Origin of the sequence: Kordia periserrulae, assembly GCF_003054265.1 — a bacterium.
GTDB classification, from domain to species: Bacteria; Bacteroidota; Bacteroidia; order Flavobacteriales; family Flavobacteriaceae; genus Kordia; species Kordia periserrulae.
Genome location: NZ_QBKT01000003.1, coordinates 521,419 through 538,366, shown reverse-complemented (window position 1 = coordinate 538,366; position 16,948 = coordinate 521,419). Strand labels below are relative to the sequence as shown.

Genomic DNA, 16,948 nt, shown 5'->3' with positions numbered 1-16,948 from the left:
ATTTTTAATTCTGAGCGCAAATAGTGTACTTAAGTTCGGCTCTTTTTTAAACTTAAATATAAATATACAAGTCTAAAGGAGCGCAGTCGAGAACAGCTAAGAAAGTCTATATTTCTATTGAATCTCGAGAGCGATGCTCGGTATCTACGATAATGCTCGATTTGACACTTTCATAACTGTTTGAAAATCATTATTGTAAATCAAATTTTAAATCAAACTCAGGTAATTAGCACCCTAATGCCTACATCTTTTTCATAGCTTTCTTTAACTACTCCAGCGTCACACTGCGAAGTAATTCACTGATAATAATTCACACAAAAACGCCAATTGTCTTCATTTTTTTCTTACCTTGAAGTATTATTAACTACAAAATAATACACCATGAAAAAAAGAGAACTTAAAAATTTAATCTTAAACAAAACGTCTATCAGCAATTTAGACGAGTCTATTAAAGGTGGTGCGCTTCCGCACTCGGAAAAAGATTGTGCTAACGACACAGGTTGTATTGGTCCTGTAAAAGAAACTTGCGGTATCATCAACTGTCAATTACTCAGTGATATAGGTTGTGAGGAAGCCTAATTACTTCACTTTGAAATGATAAGATTTAATAACACAAACTTTATATTATGAAAAAAAGAGAATTTAAAAATTTAGTATTGAACAAAAAGTCTATTTCTGACCTTGAAAACAAAAAAGGTGGTGCGGTAGATACGATTATTGGTTGTGCTAACACAGGTTGTGTAGGCGAGCCAAAACATACATGCGGAATCATCAATTGTGATTTGACCGTAGATTGGGAAGTTTAAGCCAACTACTTCGGGGTAAGCCCACGAAGCATCTAGCAGAAACTATTAAAACATTTCGACGCAAGCGTCGGAGCATTTTTAAGCTCGATTATTGAGTAAACACAGCGGGAGCAATCCCGCTTTTTCTTTTTAGTTCCTTTACTTCACTCCTATTCTTACTTCATCTTTTATTTTACGGAAAAACGTTTCGCATAAAGATTAATTTTAAATATCTTGCGACTTTAGTGTGATTTGTATTTTACTCGCGAAAATATTCCGAGTTTATGGACTATAAACAAGCAATCCCTGAATGGCAAAGAAAAAAACCGTAAAAAAAACGAAAAAAGCTCCTAGAGTCTCGAAATTCAAAAAACCTGATTTTACGTTTACCCGACAGCATCAAATTATTTTGGGTAGTTTACTGATGTTATTGGCGGTTGCGCTATTTATTGCCTTTGCTTCGTATTTCTTTACAGGCGAAGTCGATCAAAGTGTGCTCGACAGTTCTGATAGCTCAGTAAAAACACAAAACTGGATGCAACGTTTTGGCGCGAGTATCAGCGACTTTTTTATCTACAGAGGTTTTGGAATTGCGTCGTTTATTTTTGCTAGTTTATTGTTATGGACAGGATTACACTTGTTGTTGGATACCAAAAAGAAGTTATTTAACCGATGGTTTTGGGGAAGTATCATTGTCATTTGGCTGTCTATCTTCTTAGGCTTCTTCTTTAACTCGGCGCCTATTTTGGGTGGAACGATTGGATATGAAATCAATTCGTATTTGCAAGTGTATATTGGTAAAATCGGTGTTGGATTGCTATTAGTTTTTGGTGCGATTTTGTATGCGGTGTTACGTTTAAAGCTTACGCCAGAACACGTATCAGCCTATATTCAAAAGCGAAAATCAGATATAAAAGAAGACTTTACTACGGAAGAAACTTCTAGCGAAACAACTACAGAAGCTACCCAAACAGAAGAAACTGAAACTTCTACTGCTACAGAAGCACAGACAGAAACCAACGAAGAAGAAACCGCAGCTACAGAAAAAGTAAAAAAATCAGAATTTGAATTATCGGTTGAAAATTTACAACCAACCATCAAAAATCATTCTGGAACAAGCACAGAAAAGAAAGATACCCAAATAAAAGATACCTCTTTCGAAGTAGAAATTGCCAAAGAGGAAGACGAAACCGAAATTCAAGTCGAAAAAATAGTTGAAGAAAAAACTGTCACCGAAAACTTATCGGATAAACTCGTGAAAGAACACGGCGAATTTGACCCAACACTCGAATTGGGAAATTTCCGTTTTCCAACCATCGATTTACTAAAAGATTATACCAACGGAAGTTCTATCACCATCAATCAAGAAGAACTTGAAGAAAATAAAAACCAAATCGTTACCACGCTTCGCAATTACAAAATAGAAATTGCTAGTATTAAAGCAACAGTGGGTCCAACGGTTACATTATATGAAATCATTCCAGAAGCAGGTGTGCGTATTTCTAAAATTAAAAACTTAGAAGACGATATTGCACTTTCGCTAGCTGCATTGGGAATTCGTATCATTGCGCCCATGCCAGGAAAAGGTACGATTGGAATTGAAGTGCCAAACAAAAAACCTGCCATCGTTTCCATGCGTTCTGCCATTGCTTCTAAAAAGTTTCAAGAAGCAGAAATGCAGTTGCCAATTGCCTTCGGAAAAACTATTAGCAACGAAACATTGGTAGTCGATTTGGCAAAAATGCCACACTTGTTAATGGCTGGTGCCACGGGACAAGGAAAGTCGGTAGGACTGAATTGTATTTTGACTTCAATTCTCTACAAAAAACATCCTGCGGAAGTAAAATTTGTATTGGTCGATCCGAAAAAAGTAGAATTGACGCTTTTCAACAAAATAGAACGTCATTATTTAGCAAAACTTCCCGATTCAGAAGAAGCCATTATCACAGACAATTCGAAAGTAATCAACACGTTGAATTCGCTCTGTATTGAAATGGATCAACGATATGACATGCTGAAAAATGCGATGTGTCGTAACATTGTCGAATACAACGCTAAATTCAAAGCGCGTAAACTCAATCCGAACGACGGTTATAAATATCTACCGTATATTGTGTTAGTGGTGGATGAATTTGCCGATTTAATCATGACTGCAGGAAAAGAAGTCGAAACACCTATTGCGCGTTTGGCACAGTTGGCACGTGCGATTGGAATTCACCTCATCATCGCAACACAACGTCCGTCTGTAAATGTAATTACGGGAATGATTAAAGCGAATTTCCCTGCCAGAGTTGCCTTCCGTGTGATGTCGAAAATAGATTCGCGCACCATTTTAGACAACTCAGGAGCCGATCAATTAATTGGTCGTGGAGACATGTTATACACGCAAGGAAACGATTTAATCCGTATACAATGTGCCTTTGTAGACACGCCAGAAGTTGAAAAAATTACAGACTTTATTGGCGCACAAAAAGCCTATCCAGATGCTTTTATGCTACCAGAATATGTAGGTGAAGAAAGTGGCACAAGTCTTGATATAGACATCGCAGATAGAGATAAACTATTCCAAGAAGCGGCTGAAATCATTGTCGTAGCACAACAAGGTTCGGCTTCGTTATTGCAACGTAAGCTAAAACTTGGGTACAACCGTGCTGGAAGAATTATAGACCAATTAGAAGCTGCTGGAATTGTAGGTCCCTTCGAAGGAAGCAAAGCACGACAAGTGTTGGTTCCTGACATTATAGCTTTAGAACAATTATTAGAAAACGAAAAAAATGGATAACATGAAAAAACTAGTTTTAGTGTTGGTATTAGGCATATTCACATGCACTGTAAATGCGCAAAATACAGCAAAAGCAAAAAAACTATTAGATGAAGTTTCTGCCAAAGTCAACAGTTATGAAAACATTCAAATTGACTTTAAATACGAATTGAACAACAAAGAAGCCAATACCAAGCAAGAATCCAAAGGAAATGTCACTTTGGAAGGCGAAAAATATTACCTAAACTTCTTAGGGTTTACCAAATTATACGACACTAAAAAAGTGTACACCATTGTTCCTGCCAACGAAGAAGTAACCATTTCAGATGTTGAAGATGACGAAACAGGCTTGTCGCCTTCTGAAATGTTGACATTCTACAAAAAAGGCTATACCTACGCGTGGGACATTTTACAAAACGTACGCGGTAGAAAAATTCAATACATCAAGTTAACACCAACGAGTCCAACATCAGACATTAAAAATGTATTGTTGGGAATTGACGAAAAAACAAAACACATCTACAATCTCATTGAAACAGGAAAAAACGGTACAATTACTACATTAACTGTTAATTCTTTTAAAACGAATCAGCCATTATCAAAAAGCTTATTTATATTTGACGAATCGAAATACGAGGATTATTATATAGATAAAAACTAGGCTACTTGAAAATACTTGATAGATATATACTTAAGAGTTACTTCTTAACGTTTCTTACCGTGTTTGTAATATTTATGTTCATATTTATATTACAAACCGTTTGGCTTTTTATAGGTGAATTGGCTGGAAAAGGATTGGACGTTAGCATCATTTTAAAATTCTTGCTGTACACCGCTCCCAAGCTGATTCCATTAGTATTGCCGTTAAGTATTTTAGTATCTTCCATTATGACTTTTGGTCGCTTTGCGGAAAGCTATGAATTTGCCGCGATGAAATCAACAGGAATCTCCTTGCAACGCGCCATGCGAAGCTGTATTGTTTTTATTTTTTTATTGGGAATCGGAACGTTTTTCTTTAGCAACAACGTCATTCCTTGGTCAGAATTTAAGCAATACAATCTGCGAAAAAATCTAGCGAAGAAAAAGCCTGCCTTGGCAATTGGCGAAGGTGTTTTTAACGATATTGCCGATATTAATATTAAGGTTGATAAAAAATACGGTGATAACGATCAATTGTTGGATAAAGTTATTATTCACCAAAAATCCAACGACAGAAGAAATCGGATTGTCATCAAATCGAAAAACGGCGAACTCAAAAGCAGTCCCGATTCTGACATTCTACAAATGGTCTTGTTTGATGGAAATCGCTACGAAGACGTCAAATCAACCGACCCAAAAGACGCCTTGCGTGAGCAACACGCCAAAGTATCGTTTGAAAAATACATTATGAACGTAGATTTGCGCGAAATCAATGATGTCGATTTGGACGCTACCGATTACAACACGTACAAAATGTTCAATGTGCAACAGCTCTATGATACCATTATTAAATTTGAGCAGAAATACGATCAAGAAAAAATTGGTTTTGGAGAAAACATGTTCAAACGTACTGGAATAGTTATTATTGAAAAAGATTCCACCAATCGTGTTCCCTTAGATTCTATCAACAAGTCAGATAATGTTTTAGAATTACTATCGCTCAAAAATCAAAAACGTGCGTTAGACATTTCCATTACCAACATCAAAGGTCGTCGCACAACGCTTGAAAACACCGAAAATCGCTTCAAGCGCATGGAGAAAAAAATCAATCATCAAAAAATATACATGCACGACAAGTTCGCTGTTGCTATTGCGTGCATTATTCTGTTCTTTGTAGGTGCGCCGTTAGGAGCCATCATTCGCAAAGGAGGAATCGGTTTGCCAATGGTCATTGCTGTATGTCTATTTTTAGTCTATCACTTTATCGGAATTTTTGGAAAAAACAGTGCCGAAGACGGTAGTATTCCACCATGGCTAGGAACGTGGTTGTCTACCATGATTATGTTTCCGCTGAGTATCTACTTTACCAAACGCGCTACTTCCGACCAAGGCTTGTTTAGTTTCTCTTTAAAAGGCTTATTTGTCAAACTTAGAGAGGAAGAAGAGGAAGAAACTGAGGTACTTCCTAAGTTGGCTGAGATTACGGAATCTGATAGAGAAAGTACCGAGAAATTCAAAGCCTTAAGTGATGTAGGATTGATGAATGTTGTAAAAAAATATCGTCAGTTCCATTATACTGAAGGCGAACGCAGTTTGGCTATTAATATTTTAGAAGAACGTGGTATTTCGCAACGTAGACTCAAAGTATTAGGCTTTTTTGAGAATAGACAGTATGAAAAAGCAACAACGAGTCTTTCAAAATTTTCTAAAGCTTCTAAAAAAACATTCTTATATTACGTTATATCCTCAATATTTAGTGTTGCAACACCTGTTTTACTAAACAACGTAGCGCTGGATGATTGGATTTTTACTATGCTATTCATTATTTCCATTGCTTCCTTGCTATTCTATTTCTACTACTTTATAAAATCACTTATCCATTTAAGTGATTTTTCAAAAGCTTTAGGAGAGAAATCTGGAATCAGCAATACTGTCTATTTGATATATTTCTTTGGAATTCCACTCTATTTTATTACGTATTTCTTTATCAAAAATAGAATCAAACAAGAACTTGAAAGTGTTGAATAAATAAACGCAAAATACAAACGCTATTCTATCTTATAGTACTTCTATGAATCTTTACCTTTCTTTATTTTAATTTTTCCCGTGAGAATGATTATTTTTGCGATTAAATACTGAAAAACATGACAACGTCAACTACAAAAGTGAAACCTGATACACAATTAAATAACATTCACGAAGCTATTGAAGATATCCGTCAAGGAAAAGTAATTATTGTAGTGGACGATGAAAATCGTGAAAATGAAGGTGATTTTTTAGCTGCGGCTGAAATGGTCACGCCAGAAATGATCAACTTTATGGCAACACACGGTCGTGGACTCATCTGCGCACCGTTGACCGAAAATCGCTGTAAAGAATTGCAATTGGGCATGATGGTGAGCAACAATACCGACCCAATGGAAACCGCGTTTACCATTTCGGTAGATTTGAAAGGAAACGGCGTTACTACAGGAATCTCTGCTTCTGACCGTGCAAAAACCATTCTAGCATTAATTGACAAAAACACACGTCCGTTCGATTTGGCACGTCCTGGACATATATTTCCACTCAAAGCAAAAGAAGGTGGCGTATTGCGTAGAACAGGTCATACCGAAGCGGCGATTGACTTTGCGCGCTTGGCAGGATTACAACCTGCAGGAGTGATTGTAGAAATCATGAACGAAGACGGAACAATGGCGCGTTTGCCACAATTGCTGGAAGTCGCTAAAATTTTTGACTTAAAAATTGTGTCTATTGAAGATTTGGTTGCCTACCGAATGGAGCACGATTCTTTGATTGAAAAGAAAGAAGATTTCAATGTACAAACACGTTTCGGAGATTTCCGCATGCGTGCCTATTTACAAACAACCAACAATCGCGTACACATTGCATTGACAAAAGGAAGTTGGTCTGCCGACGAACCTGTATTGACGCGCATCAATTCAACATTGGTCAATGATGACATTTTAGGAACGTTGACCAACAACGCCGATAAAAAACTAGATGATATGTTTCGTTTGGTGAATGAAGAAGGAAAAGGCGCGATTGTATTCATCAATCAAGATCATAGTTCGTTGAATTTATTACACAGAATCAAAGAATTAAAAGCATTACAAAACGACGGCGAACACAAAGCTCCTAAAATTAAAATGGACTCGAAAGACTTCGGAATTGGAGCGCAAATTCTACACGATATCAATATCAGTAAAATTCGTTTAGTTACCAATACACATCAAGAAAAACGTGTCGGAATGATTGGGTATGGTTTGGAGATTGTAGACTACGTATCTTATTAGATTTTTAGATTTTAGACCGCTTCGCTGTTAGATTTGTTGTTTGTTGTTCGTTATTCGTTATTCGTTATTCGTTAATTTATCTTAGCTCTTACCTCTTACCTCTTGACTCTTGACTCTTGGCTCTTGGCTCTTGGCTCTTGGCTCTTGGCTCTTGGCTCTTGGCTCTTGGCTCTTGGCTCTTGGCTCTTAAAAAGTACCTTTTATATTTCAAACATAGAAGAAAAAATCAAAGAATACATCTTCAAATCAAAGCATTTTCAAATTATCAAATTAAAAAACATTGATACACTGCTATATGAGTACATTGATATATTAATTTACAGCTCCTAAAATCACCTCGCGCATTTTTGCAGCTCTGCTTCTCACCTCTTCTTCTGTCCACGACATTTTAATCAAACACGAAATGTTTCGCGCAATATACTGATCGGATTGCTCAAAGGTTTTGGTTTCCAAATATTGCATTCCGTCGCGGACTTCTTTTGAAATTGGATATAAGGATTTTAATTCTTTTAAATGTTCCCACTTGCGAATGTAATGCCAATTGTTATCGTAGTAATGAAAACATACATCAATACCATTTTCTTTAAAACCTGCCATTACCTTTCGAGCAATATCCAAATCGGGTAAGAAGAAATTGAGAAAGGCACAACTTTCCACACCGCCTTCTGGAACCGTTCTAAAAGTCACTTGCGGAATGTCTTCCAAAGCTTCTCGAAGTATGTTGTAATGCTTTTCCTGAATGTCTAAGAATTCTGGTAAACGTCGTACTTGTGCGAGTCCGACTGCCGCGTTGAGTTCCGAAATACGGAAATTGTATCCTAAAAACGGATGCGTTTCTGCACCTCTGTCATTTCCAACATGGTCATGTCCGTGATCGCTGTAATGGTCTGCATTGGTGTAAAAATCACTGTTATTGGTAATGATTGCACCACCTTCGCCACAGGTCATCGTTTTTACAAAATCGAACGAAAAACAACCTACGTCACCAATAGTTCCGAGTGCTTTTCCGTTATACGTTCCGCCGATGGCTTGGCAAGCATCTTCTACCAAAATCAAATTATGCTCGTCACAAATCGCTTTGATTTCGTCTAGGTTTGCCATGCTTCCGCACATGTGCACAGGCATGATGGCTTTGGTTTTAGGTGTAATTGCTTTTCGAATTGCGGTTGGATCTAGCGTAAGTGTATCGTCAATATCGACTAAGACAGGAATTGCGCCCAACATCATTATCGCTTCAAAACTAGCTACAAAGGTGAATGTAGGCATAATGACCTCATCTCCTGCGCCAATGCCTGTAATTGCTAATGCGACTGAAACGGCAGCCGTTCCGCTAGAAACCAATTGTGCATGTTTTACATCAAATTGTGTTTGCAGAGCTTGCTCTAATTCTTTTGCTTTCCAGTGTCCGTTGCGCATTCCGTCAAATCCGTAGCGCATTAACACACCAGTATCTAATACGTCATTTACTTCTTTACGTTCGGCATCACCAAATAATTCAAATCCAGGCATATTTTATTTTTTTAGTACACAAAACAACGGACAGTTTATCTTTTTTTGCCTCTCTTTTATGCAGTGTAGCGATATGAGTACATTAAAAATTTCTGAAACCTTGATAGAAATTTAGTGCTCGTAGCGCGGTTTTAGTTCTTTGCTTAAAAAAGAACTAAAAACACCTCATAAAAGTGCCTTTTCTTTTGGTTCATTTTCTTTGGGCATGCAAAGAAAAGAACAAAAAATATTCAATAGGAACTTCAATATTTAGTTTCCTTCTGAATCGTTGTTACATGATAGATTTTATTTTAAAGAAAAACCTCTTTTCTAACTACAAAAGTATAGAAAAGAGGTTGTTTTTAAGAGTTTCGTATTAATAGTTTTTTAATATTTTTTCAAGAAACTTGTAATGACGTTTGGTGTCGCGCATCATATTATACGACATGATGTTGTCAAGTTCTTTTCCTTTGTGATTTACCGCCACAATATTTGGAAACTTACCTTGTTTGTTGTATTCCTGTAATAATTTTATGTTGGCCTGACGTTGTTCTGGCGTGATGATATCTACACGTCTTGGCAAATCAGCCATTACCAACACGAAGTCCTTCGATTTTTCTTGAAATTTTTTGGTGTAAAAGAAATCTTCTTTCAGCATTTTACACGGCGGACACCAATCGCTTCCCGTAAAATAAATAAGGATAGGCTTTTTTTCTTTTTTTGAAATTTTCTTCGCTTCCTCAAAATCGGTAAGCCAATTGATTTTGATATCTTCTTGCGCTGCAGCGGAAAATCCGATAAAAAAGACCGCTAGTAAAAGGAATTTCTTCATGTGTTTAGGTGTTACAACGTAAAACAAATATATGTGTTTCTGCTTTTAAAACAACAATCCTGCCAAAATATTATAACTCTAATACACTTTCAGCTACAGACTTACGAACTTTATTCATATCAGAAAACATATCATCTTCAGCTCTGTAGCCAACTGGCAATACCAATACTGAGGAAAGTCCGTGTGCTTCCAAACCTAAAATTTCGTCGTATTTTTCTGGAATGAATCCTTCCATTGGGCATGCGTCAATTTTTTCCAAACCACACACTGTCAATAAGTTTCCTAGCGCAATATAGGCTTGTTTGGATGCCCATGTTTTTAATTCTTCGTCAGATTTTTTTGAGAATGTATCAATCATAAACTCTTTAAACGGCGCTACAATTTCATCAGGTGTATTGCGAATGTCTTTTACACGTTGAAAATAGTTTTCCACAGTTTCACGATTCACTTTGTTTTCAATACACAACACCAACACGTGCGATGCATCTACAACTTGGCGTTGATTCCATGAGTGTTCCACTAATTTTTCTTGCAGTTCTTTGTTTTGAATCACTACCAAACGAATCGGTTGCAAACCATACGACGTTGCTGTAAGATTGAAGGCTTCTTTTAAAATTGCTATCTGATTGTCATCTAAAAAACGATTGGCGTCAAACTTTTTTGTGGCATATCGCCATTTGAGGCTTTCTATTATTTGCATATACGCTATCTTTGAGTTGAAAATTTATTTTATCAAAAATACACAATACCGTAGAAGGAATGTAAGTCTTTACGATAAAATAAATTAATGGCTACATCATAAAATCCATCATCCATGACTTCACAACTAAAAAAACGAATTGAAAACTCTGAAACACATATTTTTAAAGCGGTTTTTCCAAATACGACCAATCATTACGATACCTTATTTGGTGGCACCGCATTGCAATTGATGGATGAAGCGTCGTTTATTTGCGCCACGCGTTTTAGCAGAAAAAAAGTAGTGACCGTTTCTACTGATAAAATTGATTTTACCGAACCCATTCCGCAAGGTACCTTGGTAGAATTGATTGCCAAAGTGGTCAAAGTCGGAACGACCAGTTGTGTCGTACAAGTAGATATCTTTATGGAGAACATGTACGAAGAAGGAAGAACCAAAGTAGTGACTGGCTTTTTCACCTTTGTTGCGATTGATGATGCTAAAAATCCTGTGAAGATTGTGGATTCAATAGAGTAAGAGCTTCCGTGTAGACTATCGTTCTCGGCAAAAAATCTGATTTTCTAGACTTCTTCACAAATACTACTGTCAACCATGCTGACACCAAAAAAACAAAACCCTTGCAAACAGTGCGTTTACAAGGGTTATAGCGGAGAAAGAGGGATTCGAACCCCCGGACCTGTTACAGTCAACAGTTTTCAAGACTGCCGCATTCGACCACTCTGCCATTTCTCCGAGTGTCTCATCGGGTATTTCCCGATTGCGGATGCAAATATAGAAAGCTTTTTTTATTCTGAAAATTATTTTTATGGTTTTTTTGAGACTTTTTTTGTCAGGTGTTGGATGTTAGGTCTTAGCCTTTGGGTATTAGGTTGCTACGCTTTTTTTATTGTTCGTTTTTTGTCTATTCGTGGATTTGTCGATTTGTAAATTCGTCTTGAATCATGATTCTTGATTCCTAATTCCAGATTCATGACGTTCAGTTCTTTCTAAAACCAAAAAAACATACTTCCTGCAGGCAAATTTTATTTGACATTCACAAAAGTTAGTTGATTTTCAAAAACTTTCTTTTAAAAAAACCACTGCTACATTGCTACATTAATTAAAAACACGTCCACGTACGCACACGCACCTATTTTGACAGTTTTTTCATGCTGAATACCCAATAAATTTCTAGTTTTATCCCATTAACATTTAAAACAGAGTATTATGAAAAAGCAACCGTTAAAAGCGTTACAGCTGAACAAAAAAGCAATTTCTACGTTACACACTATCAAAGTCAAAGGCGGAAGTTATTCGCATTCCAATGCACAACATGGAACACAAGAGCATTGTTGTTATCCGTTGTAACGTGCGAGGACTAATTTCAGAGCATTACCAACTCTGATATTATGAACCAAAGCGAACTTCAATATGGAGTTCGCTTTTTTATTTTGTACGACAAAAGCTACTGCGAACAACGGATAACCATGTGAAGGTAGTTTTGATGCCAAATAAAAATGTTAAATCGTCCATAGCTGTCAATTGTTTTTGTTATTTTAGGTAACTATTAACCAACCATTTATGAATCGGACAGCACTCTTGATACACATTCTTGAGAAATCAAGCATGTATTTATTGATTTTAAACCCAAAAGGTGTCATACAAGAGTTTCACTGTGGCACTACTTCTTCTTTAGGATGGAACGATTCATGGATAGGCAACTCACTTCAAAACTATGTCTTAGATACTTGCAAAGACTTATTGCATGAAATTATAGAAAGCGTTGGCAACGGTGAAACACTACAAAATCAGCAATTGCAGTTTCCTACTAAAAGCTCTAAAGGCATTGTAAGCTTGCGACTCGATTTTTCACTTGTAGATGGATTTATTTACGCAACAGGAATTGATGTTACTGAAGAAAATAAAGAACACCAAGCATTGAGCGCGGTTTCTAAATTGGGAAAAATTGCTGCTTGGTATTACAATCCTGTCACGAAAGAGCTTTTTTGGTCAAAAGAATGCTATAAGATGCATGGCATTGATCCAGATGATACCGAACGCGACCAAAAAGGGTTTTACAATTATGAAGAAGCTATTAGAGAACGTGCAAAAGAATACTTGTACAAACTGTTAGAAACGAAAGAGCCTTACGCGTATATTGAAACGGTTACGCAAAAAGAAGGTGTTACCTATTTGCATATTACGGCAGAACCTGTGTTGCACAACGGAAACGTCGTTTTTGTGAATGGAACGGTTGCCAATATTACAGAGCGACAAGAGTATTTACAGAAATTAGAATATAGTGAAGAAACCAAACGTTTAGCACTGAAAGGAATTCGTTCAGGTTTGTTTGATCATGATATTGAAACCAATTTGGTGTATTACAGTCCGTCGTTTAAACGCATGCTGGGACTTTCTATTAAAGACGATTTTGTCCCTGAAGAAACGTTTCGTAAAATGATTCATCCAGATGATGTAGACGAGGCTTTGCAACGACACTTGGATAATTTAGATAAAGAAACCGCGTATTATTTCAATCATTACCGTTTGCGCCATTTGGATGGACAGTATCGCTATTATGAAGTGTATGGTTTTTGCAAGAAGAATGAAAGCGGAACTACCGAACGTTTGATTGGTAATTTAATCGATGTGAACGAACGAAAGCTAAACGAGCAAATGGTATTGACCAATCAACGTCGCATGCGCGCTATGATTAATAATGGTTTTGTATATACATTTTTACTCGATACTGAAGGAAAAATTTTATTGACCGATGAAGCGTCTGCCGCCATTATTGAACAAGATTTTGGTGTGAATCCGCTAGAAACTACGGTACAATTCATTAAAGTATTGCCACTCAATTTTAAGCATACGTTTGCCGATTCGTTTAATGAAGCGTTGAAAGGAACTATCACTCGAAAAGAAATAGAACGCGTATTGCATCAAGGCAATTCGCAGTGGTTGGAAATTAAATATACGCCTATTACCAACGAACTAGAAGAAGTTACTTCGGTTTTGATTACGGGACTGGATATTACAGAACGAAAAATTGCTGATATAGCTATTAAAGAAGCTCATATTAAAGAACAAGAACTTCACAGTTTAAAGACCAATATTCTTGCCAATTTTAGTCACGAAATCAGAACGCCACTCAACGGAATTATGGCGATTAGCGATTTGTTACTTACGGAAAAAGACGAGGAAGAACGCGCTAATTTGATGGTGTATTTAAAAGAAAGCAAAGATCGTTTGCTGGAAACGTTGAATAATTTATCAGAATTTAGCGAGTTAGAAGCTATCAGAGCCAATTTGGATTGCTCAGAACACGATTTGAATTTTACCGTAGAAAGTTCCTTTAGAGAATACGATCATTTGGCAGAATTGAAATCGCTTGCGTATAATTTGGTTTTAGACAACACATCGCCCAAAGTCATCATTGACGAACAATTGTTTAGAACTGCGTTGAATAATATCATTCACAACGCTATTAAATATACACCTACAGGCAATATCACCATTACGATTGCTTCTGATGCTACCAATAACAAAGCAACCGTTTCTGTAAAAGACTCAGGTATCGGAATTGCAAAGGAGAATCTTCATAAAATATTTGATCCTTTTGTACAAGAAAGCATCGGCATGAGTCGCAAATACGAAGGTACAGGCATCGGATTGAGCTTGTCTAAACGCTATATTGAAATTTTGAAAGGCAGCATTACCGTGCAAAGCGAAGTAGGCAAAGGTTCTGAATTTATCATTACGCTTCCTATCAAACAATAAAAATTCTTTTTGGAAGAATTCACCAAAACCTAACAAACTCATTTTCAATACTTACTAGCACTTTTACGGGAAAACCGTAGCCAACTTTAGGTACTTCTTTTTATCTTAACTTTCTTAAAAGCAATCACTATGAAAAAAAGAAATCTAGACAAACTAAGCTTACACAAAAAAGTAATTTCTTCTTTAAAATATTCAAAAATTACGGGAGGAGAAACCCAACGAACGGATTGTACCATGTGCTGCTGGATTGACAAAACCTATCCTTGCGATTCGTACATGAGTTGTTAAAAACATTTAGAAAACTTAATACTTTGATCATGAAAAAAAAGAATCTTAAAAGCTTACGCTTACAAAAATCGAAAGTTTCCCATTTGAATCAACATGTGGTTTCAGGTGGCGATATCATTATTATTATTCCTTCGTATCGTCGTATATGTCCTGAACCACAACAAACGGTAACTACGTGTTCAGGAGCAGCAGAATGCGATTCTATGCAAATTTGTACTGCCAATATTTGTAAAACCAATGAATTGGATACGAATACGCTTCCAATTTGCTAATGAATACTAGTAGAAAAAATTATCAAATCATTTTAAAATTACAATCATGAAAAAAAAGAATCTTACAAATTTAAGCGTAAAGAAATCTACCATTTCTAATTTGAACAAAGGTGGACTCTCAGTTCCACAAACAGATTATCGCGTATGCGGAACCGGACCTGAAACAATTTATTACTGTGTGACAAAATATTGTTCTCTTTTATCGCCATGTGATTACAATTCTGTAAATCGCTGTAAAACCATAGAAGTAGACGGAAATACACTTCCTATTTGTTAAAAGAACTATTTACCAGATAAAGAGAGTAAACTGTAAAGGTTTGCTCTCTTTTTTTGGTGTTGGGTTTTGGGTGTTGGGTTTTGTCATTTTTTTAATACCAACTTCTTAATAATCACATCTCAATACTCACTACTAATTCCTAGAAAATAATCCGTACTTTTATCGCTTAAATTAAATAGTCATTTCTACCGCTATAACACATACCATTTTAGAAGTTGCTTCACTTTGTATTGGCTATCAAGAGAAAGCGAATCGGAAAGTGATTGCCGAAGCGATTGATTTTAAGATTTCGAAAGGAAAACTCGTCGCGTTGGTGGGCGCGAATGGTATTGGAAAATCTACCTTGTTGCGCACATTAGCGAAGATTCAAGTGCCACTTTCTGGAGAAATTTTATTGCAAAATAAGTCGCTTCACGCCTACTCTAATGCGGAATTGGCGAAGGAAATCAGTTTGGTATTGACGGAACAAATTCCTTCCAAAAACTTAACCGTAGTCGAATTGATTGCGCTTGGTCGTCAACCGTACACCAATTGGATTGGGAATCTTTCTAAAAACGATTATGCCATTATTGAAAATGCCTTGCAGCGAACCAATTTACTCGATTTGAAACATCGCAAATGCTATACCTTGAGTGATGGACAGTTGCAAAAAGTGATGATTGCACGCGCCTTAGCGCAAGATACTTCCATGATTATTTTGGATGAGCCAACCACACATTTAGATATGTATCACAAAGCGTATGTATTGAATTTACTCAAAAAATTAGCGCACGATACCCACAAAACCATGCTCTTTTCAACACATGAAATCGATTTGGCAATTCAGTTGTGTGATGAAATGATTGTCATGAACAACGGCAAGGTCTTTTCAGGAACACCTTGTGAACTGATTGAAAAAGGCATTTTTGAACAATTATTCCCCAACGATTTGATTGCTTTTGACGCAAGTTCGGGCAGTTTTAAAGTCAAAAATAATACGCCATAAAAAAACGCTCTATCCAAGCGGATAAAGCGTCTTTATAAAAACTAACCAACCAAAAAAATGTAGTACGACTCTCTTTACGCAAGTAACCAACTCTTTGTACTGTCATCATCGTAATACACATTGTATAAGACAATATCTGTGCCAAAACGTTACAGCAATTCTTAAAAAGCGATGTTTTTCTGTTAAACAATGTGAAAATAAATCGCATAAAAAATGCCTCACAAGTGCGAGGCATTTTTTTTACTAAACTAACCAACCAAAATTGTATTAAGACTCGTGATAGGCAAGTAACCAACTCTTTCTACCGTCAACATCTAAATACAATAACTATAAACCAATTTCTGTGCCAAATATTGTGCAGCGACAAAAAATCTAACACTTTTTTAGCATTTGTTCGTCTTTTGAATTGATTAGCACAAAACTTCACCAAAAAATCAGCAATACTATGTGTGTTTTTGTGGAAAAGTTTCTTTTGTGAGTTAAATGACTAACCATTTACTGTACAGCCACACTCCGTAAGTCGCAAGGATACACAATCGATATCGTTAGTAGGACAATATGCCCAGTAAGAAGTAAATGTTTTGGTATCTCCTCCACCTGGTTTGTTTCCTCCTTTTACAGTTGCAATTGCCTTTTTGTTAAGTTGTAGCGATTTAATTTGTTGTTTTTTCATGAGTTTAGAATTTTAAGTGTAATGAATTTAGTTTCTTGAAGGACGCGTTGTTGCATTCGTTTTGTCATCCGATGATGTATCGCCTCCTGCGGGTGCTGGCTCGCCTGCATGATCTTCATCCGGATCATTATTAGGGTCGGTAATTCCACCGAGAATCTGTAGTGCTGCTCGATGGTTCAACATGTTGAATTGT

General features: G+C 36.5%; 18 protein-coding genes and 1 tRNA gene. 13 read left to right on the top strand and 6 right to left on the bottom strand.

The genetic code is table 11. The annotated features are described in order from the left end of the window. Positions 1 to 381 precede the first annotated feature (381 nt). From C8N46_RS09185 to ribB, 6 genes are all read left to right on the top strand, one after another. Complete coding sequence (locus tag C8N46_RS09185) at positions 382 to 579, top strand: hypothetical protein (protein ID WP_108114579.1); 198 nt, start codon at positions 382 to 384, stop codon at positions 577 to 579. Positions 580 to 626: 47 nt separating this feature from the next. Beyond that, a complete protein-coding gene (locus C8N46_RS09180; protein WP_108114578.1) occupies positions 627 to 806 on the top strand; it encodes a hypothetical protein in 180 nt (59 codons plus the stop codon). 289 nt (positions 807 to 1,095) lie between these two features. Continuing rightward, the gene (locus tag C8N46_RS09175) at positions 1,096 to 3,567 is read left to right on the top strand and encodes an FtsK/SpoIIIE family DNA translocase (protein ID WP_108114577.1); all 2,472 of its coding nucleotides are present in this window, start codon (positions 1,096 to 1,098) and stop codon (positions 3,565 to 3,567) included. 1 nt (position 3,568) lies between these two features. Then, positions 3,569 to 4,207: a LolA family protein gene (locus tag C8N46_RS09170; RefSeq protein WP_170110076.1), complete on the top strand. Its 639-nt coding sequence runs from the start codon at positions 3,569 to 3,571 to the stop codon at positions 4,205 to 4,207. Positions 4,208 to 4,212: 5 nt separating this feature from the next. Then, entirely contained in the window at positions 4,213 to 6,213 is a 2,001-nt protein-coding gene (locus C8N46_RS09165) for an LptF/LptG family permease (RefSeq protein WP_108114575.1), read from the top strand. A gap of 116 nt (positions 6,214 to 6,329) precedes the next feature. After that, positions 6,330 to 7,481 carry a 3,4-dihydroxy-2-butanone-4-phosphate synthase gene (gene ribB / locus C8N46_RS09160; RefSeq protein WP_108114574.1) on the top strand — a complete coding sequence of 384 codons (1,152 nt, stop codon included), beginning with the start codon at positions 6,330 to 6,332 and terminating at the stop codon, positions 7,479 to 7,481. 312 nt (positions 7,482 to 7,793) lie between these two features. On the opposite strand, the gene C8N46_RS09150 is transcribed toward ribB, so the two are convergent. The 3 genes from C8N46_RS09150 to C8N46_RS09140 all read right to left on the bottom strand — a co-directional run bounded on the left by C8N46_RS09150 (position 7,794) and on the right by C8N46_RS09140 (position 10,501). Next, positions 7,794 to 8,990, bottom strand: a complete 1,197-nt coding sequence (locus tag C8N46_RS09150; protein WP_108114572.1) for a DegT/DnrJ/EryC1/StrS family aminotransferase — start codon at positions 8,988 to 8,990, stop codon at positions 7,794 to 7,796. A 355-nt stretch (positions 8,991 to 9,345) separates the two neighbouring features. Further along, positions 9,346 to 9,801 carry a thioredoxin family protein gene (locus C8N46_RS09145; RefSeq protein WP_108114571.1) on the bottom strand — a complete coding sequence of 152 codons (456 nt, stop codon included), beginning with the start codon at positions 9,799 to 9,801 and terminating at the stop codon, positions 9,346 to 9,348. 70 nt (positions 9,802 to 9,871) lie between these two features. Continuing rightward, positions 9,872 to 10,501, bottom strand: coding sequence for an NAD(P)H-dependent oxidoreductase (locus C8N46_RS09140; protein ID WP_108114570.1), 630 nt, complete (start codon positions 10,499 to 10,501; stop codon positions 9,872 to 9,874). Between the two features lie 114 nt (positions 10,502 to 10,615). Here C8N46_RS09140 and C8N46_RS09135 point away from each other — a divergent pair, with 114 nt between their 5' ends. After that, the gene (locus tag C8N46_RS09135) at positions 10,616 to 11,017 is read left to right on the top strand and encodes an acyl-CoA thioesterase (RefSeq protein WP_108114569.1); all 402 of its coding nucleotides are present in this window, start codon (positions 10,616 to 10,618) and stop codon (positions 11,015 to 11,017) included. Positions 11,018 to 11,148: 131 nt separating this feature from the next. Here C8N46_RS09135 and C8N46_RS09130 read toward each other — a convergent pair. Then, positions 11,149 to 11,233 (bottom strand) — tRNA-Ser (locus tag C8N46_RS09130). Positions 11,234 to 11,707: 474 nt separating this feature from the next. Between C8N46_RS09130 and C8N46_RS20435 the strand changes: the two genes are divergently transcribed. From C8N46_RS20435 to C8N46_RS09110, 6 genes are all read left to right on the top strand, one after another. Continuing rightward, positions 11,708 to 11,848 (top strand): hypothetical protein, encoded by a 141-nt coding sequence (locus C8N46_RS20435; protein ID WP_158269119.1) that lies wholly within the window; start codon positions 11,708 to 11,710, stop codon positions 11,846 to 11,848. A gap of 213 nt (positions 11,849 to 12,061) precedes the next feature. Beyond that, the gene (locus C8N46_RS09125; RefSeq protein WP_108114568.1) at positions 12,062 to 14,260 is read left to right on the top strand and encodes a PAS domain-containing sensor histidine kinase; all 2,199 of its coding nucleotides are present in this window, start codon (positions 12,062 to 12,064) and stop codon (positions 14,258 to 14,260) included. A 129-nt stretch (positions 14,261 to 14,389) separates the two neighbouring features. Beyond that, positions 14,390 to 14,548: a hypothetical protein gene (locus C8N46_RS20430; protein WP_158269118.1), complete on the top strand. Its 159-nt coding sequence runs from the start codon at positions 14,390 to 14,392 to the stop codon at positions 14,546 to 14,548. A gap of 29 nt (positions 14,549 to 14,577) precedes the next feature. Beyond that, positions 14,578 to 14,820: a hypothetical protein gene (locus C8N46_RS09120; RefSeq protein WP_146169780.1), complete on the top strand. Its 243-nt coding sequence runs from the start codon at positions 14,578 to 14,580 to the stop codon at positions 14,818 to 14,820. Positions 14,821 to 14,866: 46 nt separating this feature from the next. Next, the gene (locus C8N46_RS09115) at positions 14,867 to 15,097 is read left to right on the top strand and encodes a hypothetical protein (protein ID WP_108114566.1); all 231 of its coding nucleotides are present in this window, start codon (positions 14,867 to 14,869) and stop codon (positions 15,095 to 15,097) included. A 259-nt stretch (positions 15,098 to 15,356) separates the two neighbouring features. Next, on the top strand, positions 15,357 to 16,082 hold the full coding sequence (locus C8N46_RS09110) for an ABC transporter ATP-binding protein (RefSeq protein ID WP_108114565.1): 726 nt from the start codon (positions 15,357 to 15,359) through the stop codon (positions 16,080 to 16,082). A 487-nt stretch (positions 16,083 to 16,569) separates the two neighbouring features. Here C8N46_RS09110 and C8N46_RS09105 read toward each other — a convergent pair whose 3' ends face one another. Together C8N46_RS09105 and C8N46_RS20425 are read right to left on the bottom strand one after the other, a co-directional pair. Beyond that, positions 16,570 to 16,755, bottom strand: a complete 186-nt coding sequence (locus tag C8N46_RS09105; RefSeq protein WP_108114564.1) for a hypothetical protein — start codon at positions 16,753 to 16,755, stop codon at positions 16,570 to 16,572. A 27-nt stretch (positions 16,756 to 16,782) separates the two neighbouring features. Continuing rightward, the gene (locus tag C8N46_RS20425; RefSeq protein WP_211314488.1) at positions 16,783 to 16,938 is read right to left on the bottom strand and encodes a hypothetical protein; all 156 of its coding nucleotides are present in this window, start codon (positions 16,936 to 16,938) and stop codon (positions 16,783 to 16,785) included. Positions 16,939 to 16,948: the final 10 nt, after the last annotated feature.

What these genes read in the sequence shown, in the direction of transcription:
- C8N46_RS09185 (WP_108114579.1), top strand. Translation starts at nt 382, where the DNA reads ATGAAAAAAAGAGAACTTAAAAATTTAATCTTAAACAAAACGTCTATC.
- C8N46_RS09180 (WP_108114578.1), top strand. Translation starts at nt 627, where the DNA reads ATGAAAAAAAGAGAATTTAAAAATTTAGTATTGAACAAAAAGTCTATT.
- C8N46_RS09175 (WP_108114577.1), top strand. Translation starts at nt 1,096, where the DNA reads ATGGCAAAGAAAAAAACCGTAAAAAAAACGAAAAAAGCTCCTAGAGTC.
- C8N46_RS09170 (WP_170110076.1), top strand. Translation starts at nt 3,569, where the DNA reads ATGAAAAAACTAGTTTTAGTGTTGGTATTAGGCATATTCACATGCACT.
- ribB (WP_108114574.1), top strand. Translation starts at nt 6,330, where the DNA reads ATGACAACGTCAACTACAAAAGTGAAACCTGATACACAATTAAATAAC.
- C8N46_RS09150 (WP_108114572.1), bottom strand. Translation starts at nt 8,990, where the DNA reads ATGCCTGGATTTGAATTATTTGGTGATGCCGAACGTAAAGAAGTAAAT.
- C8N46_RS09145 (WP_108114571.1), bottom strand. Translation starts at nt 9,801, where the DNA reads ATGAAGAAATTCCTTTTACTAGCGGTCTTTTTTATCGGATTTTCCGCT.
- C8N46_RS09140 (WP_108114570.1), bottom strand. Translation starts at nt 10,501, where the DNA reads ATGCAAATAATAGAAAGCCTCAAATGGCGATATGCCACAAAAAAGTTT.
- C8N46_RS09135 (WP_108114569.1), top strand. Translation starts at nt 10,616, where the DNA reads ATGACTTCACAACTAAAAAAACGAATTGAAAACTCTGAAACACATATT.
- C8N46_RS20435 (WP_158269119.1), top strand. Translation starts at nt 11,708, where the DNA reads ATGAAAAAGCAACCGTTAAAAGCGTTACAGCTGAACAAAAAAGCAATT.
- C8N46_RS09125 (WP_108114568.1), top strand. Translation starts at nt 12,062, where the DNA reads ATGAATCGGACAGCACTCTTGATACACATTCTTGAGAAATCAAGCATG.
- C8N46_RS20430 (WP_158269118.1), top strand. Translation starts at nt 14,390, where the DNA reads ATGAAAAAAAGAAATCTAGACAAACTAAGCTTACACAAAAAAGTAATT.
- C8N46_RS09120 (WP_146169780.1), top strand. Translation starts at nt 14,578, where the DNA reads ATGAAAAAAAAGAATCTTAAAAGCTTACGCTTACAAAAATCGAAAGTT.
- C8N46_RS09115 (WP_108114566.1), top strand. Translation starts at nt 14,867, where the DNA reads ATGAAAAAAAAGAATCTTACAAATTTAAGCGTAAAGAAATCTACCATT.
- C8N46_RS09105 (WP_108114564.1), bottom strand. Translation starts at nt 16,755, where the DNA reads ATGAAAAAACAACAAATTAAATCGCTACAACTTAACAAAAAGGCAATT.
- C8N46_RS20425 (WP_211314488.1), bottom strand. Translation starts at nt 16,938, where the DNA reads ATGTTGAACCATCGAGCAGCACTACAGATTCTCGGTGGAATTACCGAC.